This window comes from Paenibacillus sp. OK060, from assembly GCF_900101205.1.
Taxonomy (GTDB): domain Bacteria; phylum Bacillota; class Bacilli; order Paenibacillales; family Paenibacillaceae; genus Paenibacillus; species Paenibacillus marchantiae.
The window spans coordinates 207,180-222,989 of sequence record NZ_FNFR01000001.1; the positions used below are offsets into that span (position 1 = coordinate 207,180).

Annotated in this window: 10 protein-coding genes; 9 read left to right on the top strand and 1 reads right to left on the bottom strand. The window is 47.4% G+C overall.

The genetic code is table 11. From position 1 onward, the window contains the following. Nucleotides 1-52: 52 nt before the first annotated feature. From BLS14_RS00890 to BLS14_RS00905, 4 genes are all read left to right on the top strand, one after another. Nucleotides 53-514, top strand: a complete 462-nt coding sequence (locus BLS14_RS00890) for a hypothetical protein (protein ID WP_090949034.1) — start codon at nucleotides 53-55, stop codon at nucleotides 512-514. 240 nt (nucleotides 515-754) lie between these two features. Further along, complete coding sequence (helD, locus tag BLS14_RS00895) at nucleotides 755-3,130, top strand: RNA polymerase recycling motor HelD (protein WP_079694802.1); 2,376 nt, start codon at nucleotides 755-757, stop codon at nucleotides 3,128-3,130. Between the two features lie 331 nt (nucleotides 3,131-3,461). Next, entirely contained in the window at nucleotides 3,462-5,318 is a 1,857-nt protein-coding gene (locus BLS14_RS00900; RefSeq protein ID WP_090949037.1) for an adenine deaminase, read from the top strand. A gap of 390 nt (nucleotides 5,319-5,708) precedes the next feature. Then, a complete protein-coding gene (locus tag BLS14_RS00905) occupies nucleotides 5,709-6,629 on the top strand; it encodes a hypothetical protein (protein WP_063564718.1) in 921 nt (306 codons plus the stop codon). Between the two features lie 154 nt (nucleotides 6,630-6,783). Here the strand turns inward: BLS14_RS00905 and BLS14_RS00910 are convergent, their stop codons facing one another. Beyond that, on the bottom strand, nucleotides 6,784-7,698 hold the full coding sequence (locus tag BLS14_RS00910) for a helix-turn-helix transcriptional regulator (protein ID WP_090949039.1): 915 nt from the start codon (nucleotides 7,696-7,698) through the stop codon (nucleotides 6,784-6,786). Between the two features lie 172 nt (nucleotides 7,699-7,870). Here BLS14_RS00910 and yicI point away from each other — a divergent pair, with 172 nt between their 5' ends. The 5 genes from yicI (at nucleotide 7,871) to BLS14_RS00935 (ending at nucleotide 15,754) form a co-directional block, all read left to right on the top strand. Next, the gene (gene yicI / locus BLS14_RS00915) at nucleotides 7,871-10,189 is read left to right on the top strand and encodes an alpha-xylosidase (protein ID WP_072732348.1); all 2,319 of its coding nucleotides are present in this window, start codon (nucleotides 7,871-7,873) and stop codon (nucleotides 10,187-10,189) included. Nucleotides 10,190-10,330: 141 nt separating this feature from the next. Further along, entirely contained in the window at nucleotides 10,331-11,059 is a 729-nt protein-coding gene (locus BLS14_RS00920; protein WP_090949041.1) for a phosphotransferase family protein, read from the top strand. 36 nt (nucleotides 11,060-11,095) lie between these two features. Further along, nucleotides 11,096-11,347 carry a hypothetical protein gene (locus tag BLS14_RS00925; protein WP_090949043.1) on the top strand — a complete coding sequence of 84 codons (252 nt, stop codon included), beginning with the start codon at nucleotides 11,096-11,098 and terminating at the stop codon, nucleotides 11,345-11,347. A 15-nt stretch (nucleotides 11,348-11,362) separates the two neighbouring features. Next, nucleotides 11,363-14,275, top strand: coding sequence for a glycoside hydrolase family 3 protein (locus tag BLS14_RS00930; protein ID WP_090949045.1), 2,913 nt, complete (start codon nucleotides 11,363-11,365; stop codon nucleotides 14,273-14,275). Nucleotides 14,276-14,452: 177 nt separating this feature from the next. Next, nucleotides 14,453-15,754: a bacillibactin exporter BcbE gene (locus BLS14_RS00935; protein WP_090949047.1), complete on the top strand. Its 1,302-nt coding sequence runs from the start codon at nucleotides 14,453-14,455 to the stop codon at nucleotides 15,752-15,754. Nucleotides 15,755-15,810 lie beyond the last annotated feature (56 nt).

Below are 15,810 nucleotides of genomic sequence, written 5' to 3' on the forward strand. Positions count from 1 at the left end.
TACATAGCGCAAACCTTGCGCAACCAACTCAATCGAACCGAGGTAGATACGTATGAATTTAACACAGCTTGACCCTAAATGGACGCAGTGGTTCAATGGACAGGATCTGGAGCAGAAGCAGCACGAAGCGATGCAATTACTGACTGTGTCCGAAGATGGCTGGCCACATCAGGCGATGATCAGTATGGGGGAAGTTATTGCCGTCACGCCCAACCTGCTGAGACTGGCTTTATGGCCGGGAACACAGACAAGTATGAATATGAGTCGAACAGGCAAGGCTACCTTGATTGCTGTTCATCAGAAATGCTTGTTATCTATTCGTCTAGATGTGACTTCACTGCCACAACTCATGGAAGCTGTGCATCCGAGAGATCGTTTCGAGGCTAAGGTGTTAAACGTTCGTGTAGATCATGCACCTTATGCGGAGATTACTTCAGGGATAACATTTCAGTTAAAAGATGAGTCTGGGGCCATCACACGCTGGAGAGAGACCATTGAAGAATTACGACATTAGTATAGGGGCGTTCTATATTCAACCAATTTGAGGGTAATAATAGAATGAAGACAACAAAAAACGCCTCCGCTTGCATCGGGACGTTGTCACTGGTACAATAAAAAATGGTTTTCAGAAAATTAGAACTAATTAACATAAAATAAAAATGTTTACTTTCTAATTAATTATACCATAGCCTTTTCGGGCTTGTCAAATGGGCTTTTGAGGACACAATCCGGGGAAAGAGGGGCGTATTAATATATGAGTACAGACCAGCAATGGAGCGAGGAGCAACAGCGGGTCAACATTGTAACAGAACAGATCGATCGGAAAATCGACATCCTAGAAAAAGAGGTAGGTTCCTTCAGGGACGAAGTTGTGGGGATGAGAAAAGATTTCTGGGACGAAGTCACCATGAACTTCAGCGAAGCGGATGACGTGGGTGAGACCTCCACCAGTATGAGGCAGCAATCACAGGTTCTATCGGATCGGGAGCGCAGTCATCTGAATACGGCAGCAGCGCTAGACAAAATGAAACGGCTGCATCATTCACCGTATTTTGGACGCATTGATTTTAAGGAAAGTGGCTATCCAAATGCAGAGCGAATCTATCTAGGGATCGCATCATTGCTGGATGAGAAGGAGGAATCCTTTCTTGTCTATGACTGGCGTGCACCCATATCGAACCTGTATTACGATGGTGCGCCAGGTCCGGTCACGTATCATACACCGAGTGGTGAGATCCGTGGCGATATTGAGATGAAGCGGCAGTTTGTTATTCGGGACGGACGTATCCGTTTTATGTTCGACACCGGAGTTACGATTGGGGACGAACTGTTACAGGCCGTTCTCAGTCGAACCTCGGATGCACAGATGAAAAGCATTGTGGCGACCATCCAGAAGGAGCAGAATCGGATTATCCGTAATGACCGGACTCGCATGCTGATCGTTCAGGGAGCTGCTGGCAGTGGTAAAACATCCGCTGCACTCCAGCGTGTGGCGTATCTTCTCTATAAATACCGCGAGCATCTGCAAGCGGATCAGATGGTCCTTTTTTCGCCAAACCCAATGTTCAACAGTTATGTTTCTACCGTACTACCTGAGCTTGGGGAGGAAAATATGCTGCAAACGACCTTCCAGGAGTATCTGGAACGCCGTCTGGGTCGTGAATATCAGCTGGAAGACCCATTCATTCAGCTTGAATATGTACTGACCGGAACAGAAGATCCTCAGTATGAAGCACGCATGTCCGGCATTCGATTCAAGTCATCCGAATCTTTCCTGAAGGTGATAACACGTTATAAGGACAGCATGATGTCGGAAGGCATGAAGTTCAAGCCGGTTCGTTTCCAGGGACGGGCTGTGGTTACAGCTGAGGCCATGGCGGAGAAATTCTATAGCTTCGAGCCATCCGTCAAACTGGTGAATCGATTGGAAATCCTGCGGGACTGGATGCTGAAAGAGTTATCGGCCTTTGGCAAAGGTGAATTGGAAGCCCCTTGGGTAGATCAACAAATGGATCTGATGGAGCCGGAAGATCTGCAACGGGCCTATCAGCGCCTCAAGCGAAAGCAAAAAGGGAAGTCGGACACGTTCGATGATTTCCAGCAGGAACGGGAGATCCTTGCCCGGATGGTGGTCAGTGATCGGCTCAAGCCTTTACGCAAATGGATCAAATCGCTACGTTTTGTCGATGTCCGTCAACTGTACGCGCACTTATTCAACGACCGGGCCCAGATGGTTCGCCTGTTGGGAGAGGAAGAACTGCCTTCCCATTGGGAAGAGATTAGTGAGATGACACTTCGCAGACTGAAAGTACAGGAGCTGGCCTATGAGGATATCACACCTTATTTGTATCTGCGTGAGTTGCTGCTTGGTTTCCATATTAACTCCAATATCCGCCATGTGATCATTGACGAGGCGCAGGATTATTCTGCCTTCCAGCTGGCCTTTATGAAAAGATTGTTCCCGAGATCGAAAATCACCGCACTTGGAGATTTTAATCAAGCTATCTATGCACACTCTTCGGTATTGAGTGGTACGGGACCGCTGACTAACCTGTATGGACCGGAAAATACGGAAGTGATCGAGCTGACGAGAAGTTATCGTTCAACACAGGAGATCGTGGAGTTTACACGCGGCATGGTTCCCGGTGGAGAAGAGATCGTTCCATTTAACCGAGGCGGGGAGAAGCCGAAAGTGATCGTTTCTTCCAATGAACAGGAGCATCTGGATGTTATTACAGCCGATCTCAAGCATCTGATTCAGGAAGGGTATGAATCAGTTGCGGTCATCTGCAAAACCGCGGAAGAGAGCAAGGACATTCATGAGGCGTTAAGCAAAGTACTGCCTGCGGCACCGAAACTGATCAAGAAAACAACACTTGCCTTTGAACGGGGTGTGCATGTCATCCCAGCGTATCTGGCCAAAGGTGTGGAGTTTGATGCCGTTCTGATCTATGACGGATCTGCATCGCAATATGCGCAGGAACATGAACGTAAGCTGTTCTATACGGCATGTACCCGTGCAATGCATTTACTGCATGTCTATTGCATGGGTAAACCGAGCCCGTTCATTACATCCCAGTCCGAGGAATTGTATGATATGGGCAAGGTATCTGCGGCTCAGGCCGATTGACTTCGTCTTTCAGGTTCATGAAGAAGGCTTCCGTTCGATGGGACGGGAGTCTTTCTGTGTATTGCGGAATACGATGTGGGGAATAAGAAGCTCCATGGGGATGGTCTTTGGTGTGAGAAGTATGGAGTAGAACACTGGACATAATTGGACATAGTAATTTCATCTCTTCTGACATGAGATCAGGCGGATTAGGTTTCATGGATAAAAAATGATCCATCCTTTGTGTTCATGTACAATAGGTGTGAATTTTCTTTACACATGACGGCGAGACTCATATAATCGTAACAATCTATTTTTTTTGGATCGTTTATTTAATGAAGGAGGCAGCAACATGAACACACCATCTTTTGAACGCCCATTAATGGCGGATTGCGTACCGGATCTGGTGGCAACAGCACGGGGAGACTTGCCTGCTACCTTGGTCATTCGGGGCGGAACGCTGGTTAATGTGGTTTCGGGTGAAATTTTGCCGGGCATGTCTGTAGCGGTACAGGGAGCCCGGATTGCATATGTTGGTAAAGATGTAAGCCATACCATTGGAGAGAAAACACGCATCATTGAGGCTGAAGGCAAATACATTGCTCCCGGATTGCTGGATGGGCACTGTCACATTGAAAGTACACAAATGAAAGTAACGGAGTTTGCGAGAGCCGTTCTACCTTCCGGTACAACGGGAGGGTTCTTTGACCCGCATGAGATCTCCAATGTGCTTGGACTCAAAGGTCTGCGATTGATGCTGGATGAAGCACGGACGACGCCAATGGCTGCTTATATGCAGGTGGCTTCCTGTGTTCCTTCCACACATCCTGGACTGGAGACAACAGGCGCTTATATTGGACCGGAAGAAGTGGCGGAAGCCCTCTCCTGGGGTCCGGATATGATTGGTCTCGGTGAAGTGATGAACTTCCCTGGGGTCGTGTACGGGGACGAGACGATGATCGGTGAGATTCAGGCGACGCTCCGAGCGGGCAAGGTGGCAGACGGTCACTTCACCTGGGCAGCGGATGACTGGCGTCTGCCAGCCTACGCAGCAAGCGGCGTTACGGGGGATCATGAATGTGTTACGAAGGAAGATGTAGTGGAACGCCTGCGGCTTGGCATGTACGCCAAAATGCGTCAGGGCTCTGCTTGGCATGACGTTGCGGAAACGATCAAAGCCTGTACAGAGCTTGGCCTGGATACACGTCGCATGATGCTGGTGACTGATGACCGGAGTTCGGAATCGCTGCTCAAAGAAGGCCATATGGACTTTGTTGTGCGTTTGGCCATTTCTCAAGGAGTGAAGCCGGTTACCGCTTTCCAGATGGCGACAATCAATACAGCTGAACGTTTCGGTGTAGCACGCGATATTGGTGCGGTTATTCCGGGGAATATCGCCGACATTATTTTGCTGGATGGACGCTTGGCTGATGTCCGTGTAGGCATGACGATTGCCGCAGGGCATATCGTGGCAGAGAACGGCAAAATGACAGCGGTCTGGGACAGCTTCACATATCCGGAAGAGGCGCTGAACACCGTGAAACTGGAAGCCAACATCCGGCCGAAGGATATGGAGCTGTCTGCGCCGATTACCGAAGGTACGATTGGAGCGAAAGTCATTCATGTGACGGAGAATCATGTGGATACCAAGGAGAAGCATGTTAATGTCACGGTAGAACATGGCAATGTCGTCGTTTCAACATCAGGTGAAATCTGCAAAATTGCAGTGCTGGAGCGTCACAAACAAACGGGCAATCGCGCCGTTGCTCTTGTTGGGGGCATAGGCTTCACAGGTCCTGCGGCCATTGCGATGACCGTTGCGCATGACAGCCACAATCTGCTCATTATCGGGAATGATGACGCATTGATGGCTGAAGCGGGCAACCGGGTCATTGGAATGCAGGGCGGCGTAGCTGTCGTGACTGCCTCTGGTGTGACTGAATTCCCGCTGCGCATTGCAGGCTTGATGTCCACGGAATCTTTTGAAGTGGTAGCAGCTCAATCTGCGGCTGTCAGTGAAGCGTTACAGTCTGCGGGCTGTACGTTAAATAATGCGTTTATGACGCTATCTCTGCTGGCACTTGTTGTTATTCCGGAATTGCGCTTGTCTGATAAAGGACTGGTACGCATTTCGGCAGAAGGCATTGAGCTGGTATCCCTGTTTGATGAGATGGTGGAGAATACACCGGCTGCTCCAGCTGGTAATTAATGAATAATAGCGTATCCATTCTTCCTTGAAATGGGAAGAGAAGTGTAGGTCGCCTTTGGGCGGCCTTTTTTTATTTTCAGAGGAAAACGCTTACTAGGTCTTGAGTCGTCTGTTGTACATATGCAAAAAATGACCCATGTTAGGGTGGAATTAGGCTTAAATTAAAAATCTTTTCATAAATGAGACTTTAGAACTATAAATACAGAAGTGTGAATACCCGAAATAATGTTATATGATTCTTTCGTCGTGAGTCTAAGAGATGATGTTGCATATAAAAGCAATGTAAATAGTCGTACATCGAAATCGTATCTAATGAATGAATATAAAACGACAGAATTTCATCGAGATTTGCACGATAGAGCTGCATAACATCAAAGGGAGTGTACAAATATGAAAAGCAAAAGAAGATACCAATTCATCTTGTTAATTAGTTGTTTCATGCTGTTTGTAGGGAATACTTATGTTTGTAAAGCCACTGCACTTGGCTCAGTCGACAGTTATGAAACCATCCATGGAACGGTACAGGGAACCGTAAGAGCAACCTGGGTATGGGACACGACGCAGATTCAAAGTAACCCTCAGCTAGTGCTGAAGTTTGCCACAACGAACAAAATCAATACGATCTACCTACAAATGAATCGGGATGTAAAGCTTCCGTACTATACGGATTTCATTCGTAAGGCCAGAGAGAAAAATATTGCCGTAGACGTTATGGATGGAAGACCTGCTTGGGGACTGACGGAGAGCCGGGATCAAATTGCAGATTTTCTGGACTGGGTTGAAGCGTATCAAAATCAAGTAGAGCCCAATGAGAAGTTTGCCGGCATCCATTTGGACATTGAACCTCATGTACATCCAGAGTGGAAAACCAATCAAGCCAGTGTGATTACGCAGTGGCAGGGGAACGTTCAATACATTGTCGATCGAGCCGCACGGATGAAGATGCCTGTTGCCGCTGACCTGCCTTTCTGGCTGGATGGTTATAAAATTCCGGGTTCCACGATGAATGTAAGCAGCTGGATGATCCGCAAGTTTGACTCGATTACCATTATGGCTTACCGGGATACCGCTGCGGCCATCTATAATGTAGCGAAGGATGAGCTTGAGGAAGCGTCACTTTTGGGTAAAACGGTATCGATCGCCGTGGAGACCAAGCAAAGCAAGGAAGGCGATTTTATTACCTTTTATGAAGAGGGTACAGCGTATATGGAGGCACAGCTTAAGCTGGTCGAGAAAATGGCAAGTGTGCACTCGTCCTTTAACGGATTCTCTGTGCATGAGTACAGCTCATGGGAGACTTTGAAAAAGTAAAATGGAATTCCATTCATCAGAATGATAAAGAAGGTGCTTACGACCGAACAGGTTGTAGCACCTTCTTTGCATCTTCTATCTGAAATATAAGTGGAGAGCATTGAACAATCGTCAATTCAATGTGCTGAGTACCGCACCGGATAGGAGTTTAAGCTTAGACCAGTGCAGGTTCCATCGCCACTTTCTCATAAAACATTTTGCGATATTGGGACGGGGTAATATTCTTGTGTTTCTTGAATGTTGTAATGAAGTAGCTCAAATGCTCGAACCCAACGTCCATGGCAATATCCACAATTTTGTGATCGGTATTCTCAAGCTGAACACAGGCTTGCTGGATGCGATAATAGTTGATATAGTCGACCGGACTTTTCTGCACCATCTGTTTGAAAAAGCGGCAAAAATGTCCTTCGCTCATGTTGGCCTCATCTGCCAGTTCTTTTAACTTGAGTGGTTCGGGGTAACGATTGTGAATATAGCTTAGAACTAATTTCAGGCGCTCCACTTTATCGTGGCTGCCTGACGGAACGGTCCCTTTGAGTGCAGCAGGTCTCATATGTTCAAACATTTGTGCAAATATTAAATAGAGGTAAGCTTTGGTTGTCATCTCGCAGGTTGGTGTGCCAGTGGCATGATCGGCGAAAATTCGTTTCAAATGAAAAATGATTTCTTGCCCCCACGCTTCATCGGTTTGGATATGGTAAGGGGGAAGAACTGTTTTGTGCACTAGCGGGCCAATGAACTTCTCCTGTACGGCATCAAACGTCCGACTGCCTAACAGCTCCGGATTAAATACAATGGATGAAAAAACACAGGGGACATCGCCTTTCAGGTAGCCTGCGTGAATTTCCCCCCGATTAATAAAGATGGCTTCTCCCGCCTGAACCTCTACCGTATTCATATCAATTTGAAAAACAGCACTGCCCTGAGTCACCATGGTGAACTCCATCTCGTCATGCCAATGGCAATCGAGAATGCTGTCGCCATTCAATTGTTGAATATCCGGGTACACACTGACTGGATACATGGCATTGCCGTGAATCCGGTCTTCCCGTAATCGTTCACGTTCCATATGTGAATCTCCTTTTGCATCATTATTAATGTAAACGTTCCCATAGATTGGTGGTGTTTATAAAGAATCGGATAAGAAATATCAGAATCGTGATATATTTGGTCAAAATATGAGAAGAAATTCGTTATTAATGTCAATATTATTATAGTATAACCGAAGGGGGAAAGAAAACATGAAATTTACTGATGGATTCTGGATGACTCGTGAAGGGTACCACGTTCAAAACCCGACTGACATTCGTGATATTGTGCAAAAAGAGGATTCTTTAACCGTACATGCGGCTACTAAATATATTCGTACCAAAGGCGACACGTTGAACGGTACATTACTTAAAGCAACATACAGCTCCCCTATGCCTAACGTTATTCGCGTAACCTTGAATCACCATAAGGGCAGAGTGAAAAAAGGGCCTGAATTTGAGCTTAACCATCAAGATGTGAAAGTAGACATCTCGAAAAATGAACAAGGCGCTGTTTTGAAAAGCGGCAATCTGGAAGTTCAAATCGACAAAACGAACGGTTGGGACGTCAGCTTCCTGTATGGAGGAAAACGGATTACAGGTAGCGGTCAAAGAGCGGCTGGTTATATTACTGGTCCAAGTAAGGAAGCGTACTTCCGCGAGCAGCTTGATCTTGGCATTGGTGAATACGTTTACGGACTCGGTGAGCGCTTTACGCCGTTTGTTAAGAATGGCCAAGTGGTGGACACTTGGAATGAGGACGGCGGTACTAGCAGTGAGCAGTCATATAAGAACATTCCTTTCTACTTGTCCAACAAAGGATATGGCGTATTTGTAAACCATCCTGAACGCGTATCGTATGAGATTGCATCTGAGAATGTATCTAAAGTGCAGTTCAGCGTAGAAGGCGAGACTTTGGAATACTTCATTATCGGTGGGGACAATCCAAAGGATGTACTTGATAATTATACGAAATTAACAGGTAAACCAGCGCTTCCACCGGCATGGACGTTTGGTCTGTGGCTGACAACATCATTCACAACGGACTATGATGAAGCAACGGTTAACCATTTCGTAGATGGCATGGCTGAACGTGATCTTCCGCTTTCTGTATTCCATTTTGACTGCTTCTGGATGAAGGAATACCAATGGTCTGATTTCGTATGGGATGAAGCGATGTTCCCAGATCCGGAAGGTATGCTTGCACGTCTGAAAGAAAAAGGACTCAAAATCTGCGCGTGGATCAATCCATACATTGCAGAAAAATCCTACTTGTTCGATGAAGGTATGGAGAACGGTTATCTGGTAAAAACAGCGGATGGCAGCGTATGGCAATGGGATTTGTGGCAAGCAGGTATGGCACTGGTTGATTTCACGAACCCAGATGCTGTTAATTGGTATAAGAGCAAGCTGGAAGTCCTGCTTGATCAAGGTGTTGATTCATTCAAAACAGACTTCGGTGAAAGAATTCCAACAGATGTCGTGTACTTCGATGGCTCTGATCCGGTTAAAATGCACAACTATTATACACAGCTCTATAACAAAGCTGTATTTGAATTGCTCGAAGATAAGATTGGCAAAAACGAAGCTGCCCTGTTTGCACGCTCTGCAACAGCAGGTGGTCAACAGTTCCCGGTTCACTGGGGCGGAGATTGCTCTTCTACTTATGAATCCATGGCTGAATCACTTCGAGGCGGCCTCTCACTTGGACTTTCCGGTTTCGGGTTCTGGAGCCATGATATTAGCGGCTTTGAAAGTACAGCGACCCCTGACGTATACAAACGCTGGGTACAATTCGGACTTTTATCTTCTCACAGCCGCCTACACGGAAGCACTTCGTATCGTGTGCCTTGGCTGTTTGACGAGGAATCCGTGGACGTTGTTCGTGACTTCACCAAACTCAAAATCAGCCTGATGCCGTATCTTTACAATTCTGCGGTCGAGTCGACTGTAAAAGGTATTCCAATGATGCGCGCTATGCTGCTTGATTTCCCAGAGGATCCAACAACATATAGCCTGGATACACAATACATGTTTGGTGATTCGATTCTGGTGGCTCCAATCTTCAACAAGGAGGGTGATGTTCGTTATTACCTGCCTGAAGGTACATGGACCAACTATCTGACAGGTGCCAAAGTTGAAGGTGGACGTTGGATTAGCGAAAACCATGACTTCAAAACACTGCCAATGATGGTTAAGCCAAACAGCCTGATTGCTGTTGGTGCTGTGGATAGCAAACCGGATTATGACTTTGCGGACAATGTGTCCCTTCACTTGTTCGAACTGGCTGACAGCAACTCCGCTCAAGCGGTGGTTGTAAACCAAAGTGGTGAGCAGGAGCTGGTTGTTAACGTATCACGTAACGGTTCTGTTCTGGAAGTTCGTGCTGAAGGTGCAGGCAAAACATGGAATCTCGTGCTGCGTGGCATTGAGAGTGTATCCGGCGTAGAGGGTGGTTCCCAAATGTCTGGTGCAAATGGTGTTGTCGTTACGGCAGCAGCAGGTGCTAGCTCGCTTACAATTCAACTGTAATGTTTATTGGATGAACAGAAGGACGGTACCGCAAGGTGCCGTCTGTTTGTCTACTGTCGTGCCATGGAAGTATGGTTCTAACAAAGAAATGGTAGTATCATTTAGTTGCTAGCGACAGATAAAGATAGGGGATTATATCAAATGAGTACAACGAATTCAGGTTTACACCAAACCATTACAGCAGAGATGCTGCATCAGTTGGTAGAAAACACTTTTGGAACCGCTACCATTGTGAAGAGTTTTGCACTTTTACAGGGTGGACTTTTTAATACAACGTATCGAATTCAGCTTGAACATGCGTCGTACACGGATGTGATCTTACGTTTGGCTCCAGAGCGTGTAGAATTGCCATTGGGCTCTGCTGGAGATCCGTTATTTTCATTTGAACGGACGATGATGTCTGCTGAACCTGTCGTTTATGAATATTACCGTAAAGCAGGCATTCCCGCTCCAAACATTATTGCCTGTAATGACAGTGGATCGATCATTCCGAGAACCTACATGTTTATGGAGTTTATCCCCAGTAATCAATTGGATCATCCATCGATCTCGGAGTCAGATAAAGAGCGATTATATCATCAGCTCGGCGCTTATACCGCTGTCATGCATCAGATTGAGGGTGCATCGTTTGGCTGGCCGCAAGGGAATGGGACGATTAAAGGCTCGGATCATTGGTCCGAGGTGCTACACTCTTTTGCAGAAGAGACGGCACTCAAAGCTTCACAAGCCGGGTATATGCCAGGTGTGGGAGAAGAAATCGCAGATATGTTCATAACCAATAAGGATTTATTTGATCAGGTGACTGTTCCGGTTCTTGTTCATAATGATCTGTGGGAAGCCAACGTGCTTGTTCATGAGGAGAACGGGTAGCTAAACATAGCCGCCATCATTGATGGGGATCGTTCCATGTTTGCGGACAGGGCGTTTGAGGCGATTTTATCGACAGAATCATCAGCTGGTTTTCATGAAGGTTATGGCCGGCCACAGGATATGTCCGATAAGGGACAGGCACGCCTTCTTGCCTATCGCATACTTTCCTCTTACTTTAACGCATATGTGCATGAACATCAGGTGGATCAGCCGGAGGCAGGAGAGAAGTATCGTGAGCGTACACTGGATCTATTGAAAGAATGGAAGGGACTCAAACTTAACGAATAAGAAGGAGGGTTTAGTATGAAAGAGTATATGCAATATCCGATGTGGGACGCAGCATTACCATTGGAAGAACGATTGAATGACTTGATTGCGCGTCTGACAACGGAGGAGAAAATCCGATTAATTCCTACACGCGAAGCCGCAGTACCCCGATTGGGAATACCCGGTTACAATGTGGGAGGCGAAGCGGCTCACGGGGTTGCCTGGATAGGTGAAGCTACCGTTTTTCCGCAGCCGCTCGGTCTGTCGAGCACCTGGAATACCAAGCTCATGCGCGAAATTGGTTCCGTCATCGGAGATGAAGCCAGAGCATACCACCATCGTGCACCGGAGCGTCACGGCTTGACCTTATGGGCGCCAACTGTCGATCTGGAACGTGATCCCCGTTGGGGGAGAACGGAAGAAGGATATGGTGAGGACCCCGTACTGACAGGTGAAATGTCGGCAGCTCTTGTGAAGGGTATGCAGGGTAATCATTCTTTCTATCTTAAAATGGTAGCGACGTTGAAGCACTTTTTTGCCAACAATAACGAGAAGGATCGGTTGAATTGTTCATCCAGCATCGATCCGCGGAACTTGCGTGAATATTATTTAAAAGCATTCGAGACGCCTTTCGTAGAAGGCGGGGCCTTGTCCATGATGACAGCCTACAATTCGATCAACGGCACACCCGCTATTGAAAGTCCATATGTGAATGATGTGGTCAAGGGTGAGTGGGCTATGCCTGGATTTATCGTGTGTGACGGGGGAGATTTGTCCCAGACGGTCAATGATCACGGTTATCATGCTACGCATGCGGAATCGGCAGCAGGGGCTATAAAGGCAGGTGTGGACTGTCTGACGGACGAGGTTGACTTGGTAGTATCTGCCTTGGAAGAGGCGCTTGAGCGTAACTTGCTGGAGGTCGAGGATCTTGACCGGGCCATTCGTAATATTTTTGGCGTGCGGATGCGGCTTGGACAACTGGATCAGACGGGACTTAACCCGTATGCTTCAATATCGGAATCTGTATTGTGTGCGCCTGAACATGCCAAATTAAGTTATAGAGCAGCAGCCGAGTCTATCGTTTTACTCAAAAATGACGGACTGCTTCCTCTCCAATCGGAAAGATTGCAGAAGGTTAGCGTAATCGGTCCCCTCGCGGATGTGGTCTATACCGATTGGTATAGCGGCACACTGCCTTATCGTGTTACCGTTTTGGAAGGACTACGCAAGCAGCTTGCTGGAGCTGAAATATCTTTTGCAGATGGGAATGATCGCATCAGCCTGAAGACAGCCGATGGAAAGGTGATCACGCTCGGTGCTGAAGGAAAGCTTGTAGCCGTGCCGGAAGGTAGTGCGGAGGCCGCTGAGTTCATCCATCAGGACTGGGGCTGGGGAAGTCATACGCTTCGCAGTGTGAAAAATAATCGCTATGTTTCGTTAACCGAACAGGGCATCTATCAGGCGAATGCGCCGGAGATTGGTGGCTGGTTCGTCAAGGAAGTGGTACAGATTGATTCACAAGCGGATGGAACCAGCACGTTGCGTACGTGGAACGGACTGCCACTGAGGCTGGATGAACATCAGGGGCAACTGGTGCTGTCCCCAACGCCGGAACAAAAAGACGAGGACTTGAGTTCATCTGGTAATCCGGATGCCGTAGAAGGGAAGCAGAAACCTCCTGTGTTCAAGCTGGACATTGTTGCTAACGGAATAGAGCAGGCGAAAAAAGCTGCTCAGAATAGTGACGTTTCTATCGTTGTTGTAGGTAATAGTCCATATATTAACGGCAAAGAGGAGATCGATCGCCCAAGTCTGCTGCTTCCGCCTGAGCAGGCCCGACTGGTAAGAGAAATCTGCCAAGTGAACCCGAATACGGTCGTTGTCATTGTTGGCAGTTATCCATTTGCACTGCAAGAGTTAAAAGACGTGGCTCCGGCAATCGTATACCTGACGCATGCAGGCCAAGAATTGGGGAATGCGGTTACGGATGTTCTGCTCGGTAATTATGCTCCTGCTGGTAGACTGAATATGACATGGTATGAGGATGAATCACAGCTGCCTGACATCATGGATTACGACATTATTCATAACGGTACAACCTATATGTATCATGAAGGTCCAGTCCTGTATCCCTTTGGTCATGGGTTGACCTATTCGGAATTTGAGTATAAGGCGATTCGAGTGGAGCGGGCACAGGGATCTTCTGGAGATGATGTGCTGAAGATTGAAGTGCAGGTCGAGAACAAAGGGGCACGTGCCAGCGATGAAGTGGTGCAGCTGTACGGGCACGCCCAAACTTCACGGGTAAAGCGACCACAACGTCAGTTGATCGCTTTCCGACGTATTCATCTTGCTTCAGGCGCCGTGGAAACTCTATCTTTCGAAATTCCTGTTCAAAAACTGGTCTTCTGGGATGTCACTCGTGACAGATATTGTCTTGAAACAGCCATCTGGTCGATCATGGCTGGACGTTCCTCGGCAGATATTCGTCAGACCGAAGAAATTCTCATCGAGGGTGAAACTATTCCTGCACGCGCGCTGAATCTGCCTACGTTTGCGGAAAATTACGATGCATATGCAGGCGTTCTGTTGGATGAGTGTCTGGAAGGTCGTTCAGCCGTCCGAGCCATTGCTTCAGGCGAACCGCTGTATCATGAAGGTCGTTCTTCCTGGATTTCATTCCACGACAATGTTTTCCGGCAAGCTAGTGCGTTTGAGGGTCGGGTGGCAGCCTTCGGAGAGGGTGGCGAATTGGAGATTCGGGCGGAAGGTCCGGAAGGCCCACTGCTCGGCACTTGTGTCATTCCTGGTCCCGCTGGAACAGTCAACGGGAAGAATCTTCAGTGGAGCACAGTTCGCTGTTCCCTGAAGGGAGAGCGTGAGATTGACCAGCTCTGCATTGTTTTCAGGGGCGGTGCAGCCCTTCAGCAATTTGTGTTGAAATAAGTTGATTTGTTGATCTTCATAATGCATGGCCAAAAGGCTGTCCTGGCACTGAATTTAGTGCGGCAGCCTTTTTGCGCTGTTATCCCCAGTGACCTTTTTTACATAGGCCGTATATTCAACTGCAGAACAACCCACAATAACGTTGTTGTTTTCTGATTCTGTAAAGGTGGTTGAGGTATGAAAGATAAAAAGTGGGACCTCGTCGCACTCGCTTCCATCCCGGTTATTATGACACTGGGTAACTCTATGCTGATCCCCATCCTTCCGCAGATTGAGCGTGAATTGAAAGTGTCCTCATTCAAGGTCAGCATGTTAATTACGGTTTATGCGGTCGTCGCAATCCTGCTCATTCCACTTGCAGGATATCTGTCGGATCGATTCGGCAGGAAAGCCGTTATTATCCCCAGTCTCATCATTGCAGCCGCAGGAGGCGCGGTAGCAGGAGGAGCAGCCTGGATGCTGGATGGAAATGCGGCATATTGGAGTATTCTCGGTGGCAGACTTTTGCAAGGGATAGGAGCAGCAGGGGCTTTCCCGATTGTCATTCCATTGGTGGGTGATATGTTCGATGATGAAAACGAGGTAAGTAAAAGCCTTGGCATTATTGAAACCTCGAATACCTTCGGCAAGGTACTAAGTCCGATTTTGGGTGCAGCTTTGGCTGTATGGATTTGGTATTTGCCTTTTATGGCTATTCCGGTACTTTGTGTGCTTTCATTGGTTCTGGTTATTTTCCTGGTGAAAACACCCAAGAGGAAGGAAGAACCAAAGAGCTTTCCCGAATTTGTTGCTTCCATCCGCAGTGTGCTGAAAGAAAAGGGCCGCTGGCTGTATGCGATTTTTGCGATTGGCGGTATTTGCATGTTTGTTCTCTTTGGTGTGCTCTTTTATCTATCGGAGACGTTGGAATCGGAGTTCAAATTAAAGGGTGTACTTAAAGGACTTGTACTTGCTATACCACTGGCAGCCTTGTGTCTGGCGTCTTTCTTTGCTGGAAAATGGATAGGAAAGAACAAGACACGGATGAAATGGCTTGGTTTTATCGGACTTGCTGTTTTAACTGTATCTCTTGGCGTGATCGGGCTTTTTGACAACATTTATGTAGTTGTTGGTTTGTTCACCCTTGGTGGAGCGGGAATAGGCGCTACACTGCCATGTCTGGATGCTATGGTTACTGAAGGGGTGGACAAGGAACAACGCGGCACCATCACGGCGTTATTCAGCAGCATGCGTTTTATCGGTGTGTCTCTCGGTCCTCCTGTCGTGTCATTGTTGATCTCTTCCCACCATTTCCTTCTGTTTGGTATTCTCGCCGCGTCGGGGGCGGTGGGAGGGCTACTCACGTTATTGGCAGTCAAGCCAGATAAGGGAAATCAGCCCACATCAGGCAGTGGTCAAAATCAACATGAACGTGATTATGATGAAGTGAAACAGCCCAGTGGTTATCTGCCGGGGCGGAGAAAGAAAAGTCCACTCTGAATTAAAATATAAAAACGCGTTTACTCTGAGGGATGTATCTTTCCTCACAGAGTAAA